General features: G+C 38.8%; 2 protein-coding genes. Both read right to left on the bottom strand.

Annotated elements, in window-relative coordinates:
- Positions 1 to 97 precede the first annotated feature (97 nt).
- The gene (locus AACQ17_RS08125; RefSeq protein ID WP_094167727.1) at positions 98 to 2566 is read right to left on the bottom strand and encodes a TcfC E-set like domain-containing protein; all 2469 of its coding nucleotides are present in this window, start codon (positions 2564 to 2566) and stop codon (positions 98 to 100) included.
- A gap of 34 nt (positions 2567 to 2600) precedes the next feature.
- Positions 2601 to 3187, bottom strand: a 587-nt coding sequence (locus AACQ17_RS08120; RefSeq protein ID WP_170935172.1) for a hypothetical protein, incomplete at its 5' end; no start/stop codon positions are given.

Genomic DNA, 3187 nt, shown 5'->3' with positions numbered 1-3187 from the left:
CAATAGCATCAATGAAATTTCCATAGATAACACGCTCAGTAGCTTGTGACATACTAGAGAAAAGTAGTAACGTTGGAAATATAATTTTGTAATTCATTTAGTCAACCTTAGAGCATGTTAGAGCGTTTATTTGGTGGATGCCGTTAATATCTTCAACATTAACAAATGAACAATACCAACGTTCATCTTCATTTCGCATAGTTAAACCATCGAGCTTTTCACTTGCTTGAATAAGAAAGTTTCCATCACTATCGATATCTACCATTGATATCTGTTTGTTTTCGATTTTGCTTGTTATCAAATTCTTGTGATCATGAATAGATCCAATGTAAAAATATTGAGTATCTGTTTTTAATTTATGGATCAATATGTTACCCGGAGTTAAAAAAACATTTCGCTTATCGGTTCCAGTTAGTAATGACTGAACCCCTGAACCATGGGATATATTGCTTTCAGAAATACGGTATGTATTTTCTTGATAACCAGAAATAGGATGCATTGTTCGTGGAAGTATTGGCTGAGAGTCTGTTTCAGAACCTAATCCACTGACTGAATGCGCTACCGGCTCTCCAGAATCACTTTCAACAATAACAGCGGCACTATGGTCATTAATTCCACTTCGTCCCATTGCAAACTGTCCATCCTCATCTAGTGAAAAACCCATTGAGTATCCAAGATATGCCGATTCTTTGCTTTTTTTCTCGTTACGACTCATGTATGCAACCCCAGACAAGGAGCCTAATTCATTAAAGTTTCTGTTCACATTTCCAGACAGATTGACGTTACCGTTATCATATTGCTCAAGACGGAGGTTTAGCTGATCATTGTTTTTTCCACTTCGACTATAGCCTGCATTAATAGCCTTATCACCGTTGTTATAGGTAATTGATGAATAATACGAATCATCGGTGTTACGTAACGATAATGATAAATTCATATAAAAAACGCTATCGGTGTCTTTAGCTTTCGATCGGCTCTCTGACCAGGTCGCACTTAAATTGCTGTTTATGCTGGAAAATCTAAAATTCCGACCTAAGCTGACACTACGGCGGTAAACTTTTGAATCTTGACGCTGCATATCATCATAACGTCGTTCAGTGACGTCATAACCGAATCGTATATTATTACCGAAAAAGTTTGTACCGGCATTTACTCGCCATTGATCCATACAGGTATAGCGACCTGAACTTATACAATTATCTGTATTAATATACCGATTTTCCGTGGTTAAACTTAATTTATTCAGATTTATGCTATTGGTTAAGCTCCAACCTTGAATTTGGTTACCATTTTCTTGGCCAGCAATAAAACGTCCGTTAAAAGACCATCTTGAGATTATTTCAGGGGTTAGTGCAAAGGTATCAGTTGCTGATAAGCCGATTTCGCTTAACCAATAATCCTGACTTATTTGTGATGCCAACGAGATATCACTCAGCCCTAGGTTTTTATCTGAAAGCGGTAACCATGTAGCTAACTCAACAACGGATTGGTCACTTTGTTCAGTTTGACCGAATTTTAATAACCACTGCGCGCGGCCATCGCTTACCCTGAATGGGCTTTGAAGTGAATAAACTTCAGTACGGGAAAACTCTGTACCTTCAAATATTTTCACTTCAACATTAAAACTGCCAGAAGGAAGATCATTCCGTCGAATACTGTTGTAACCAGGATTTAGCAACTGAGAATGAATGAGGACACCATACAAATAGAAATCGGCTTTACCTCCTGTCGCGCTAAAAATCTCGATGTCTTGCATACCAAAAGCAGCCGTTGGTGCTTGATAAAAGTGCATACCAGTGCCAAATTGTAGGCCATTGATAGTATTGCTTGGCAAAAGCTGATGATTGAAGCCCCCCTCACTAGAGCGGTTAGCCGAGTAACTGGCTAATTTCCCAGCTTTTAGATACCAGCGTTGATCGAAATCATGCCTTAAATACGCGGAATCAATGGCACTGTTTGTTTCTTCATGATTATTACTGATGCTAGACTCAAACGCGACATAGGTATGATTTGCTAATCCTATAGTGGTATTACCGCGTAAGCCGAGTTGATAAGTATTATCAAACCCTGTTTGGGTTGAAAGGTTTAACGACTGTAACAAGGCGCGTTTTTGGCGTCTGTCTGCGGTGCGATAGTAGCCCACGTCAGTCTGTTGATTAAGCCAGTCTGCATCGATATTAACCTTTACCGATAGCGCGTCTTGATCATAAACGGGTAATACTTTATTAGTTTTAATATCACATTGACTAGCCTGAATCGCGCAGTAGCGTTCATTGACCAATGGAAAATCAGCGCTTAATTTATTTTGAAATGCCTGATGATGCACTTCCTGTACCATTGATTTCAAGTCATTAAATACAAGCTGTGGTTCAAGAAACGTCAATGTATCGTGGTTTATTGCAACCTGAAAATAGCCCATAAAAGTATTATTATACTGAAGTTCAACGACTTCATTACGTTGTTCAAGCAAAGCTTCGAAACCAGCAGGAACCGCGAGTACCGATGCAGAAGGTATAAGAATTAACAGCGACAACCATTGTTGACGTGTTTTTTTATTTAAAAACATTTCGAAACCTTACTAAATAAACAATGCAATAGGACTAGCGATCTTTCTTGAGTGTCAACAATTTATTACGTTGCTGAGGGTAGCGATAGTTAATCGCAGCTACCGGCTTATCATCACGGGTTTGCCACTGATAGTGGTTATTATGGTAAATATTGATATTGGTTTCTGGCTTTTCCCATACACAATCAGCCATACTCGTACCGATACACTCTGATACGATCTGAAAATGTGAATTGCCTTGGTTAACGATATGATCATCATTGGCGACCATGTTTGGCTTATTTTCTTTCGGCTGGACACGAATTACCCCTCCTAATGATAAGCTAACCCCAGTAGTGGCTGAAATATCATTGTCCTCACGTGCTGAGCCGTGATATTGGTCTGCTGTCACTTGCTCAAAATAAACACGATACACTTGTTCCGTGTCGACATTCTGATCAAGCACTAATACTTGTACTCGGCGTTGATCGTTGGGCTTTAAAATCAGCTTGTCAGGAATAACCCGAATATCACGTAATGAATTTATCGCAACTTCTTGCTCATCGTCATTATTAGGTGACAAAATTTTAGTTACGTTAACTTTAATATATTGGTCATCAGTTTTATTTTGTGAGGTAAGAC

This window comes from Vibrio sp. V10_P2A27P122 (genome assembly GCF_963874335.1).
GTDB classification, from domain to species: Bacteria; Pseudomonadota; Gammaproteobacteria; order Enterobacterales; family Vibrionaceae; genus Vibrio; species Vibrio anguillarum.
The sequence above is the reverse complement of the archived record's forward strand: the minus strand, read 5'-3'. Positions and strand labels throughout refer to the sequence as shown.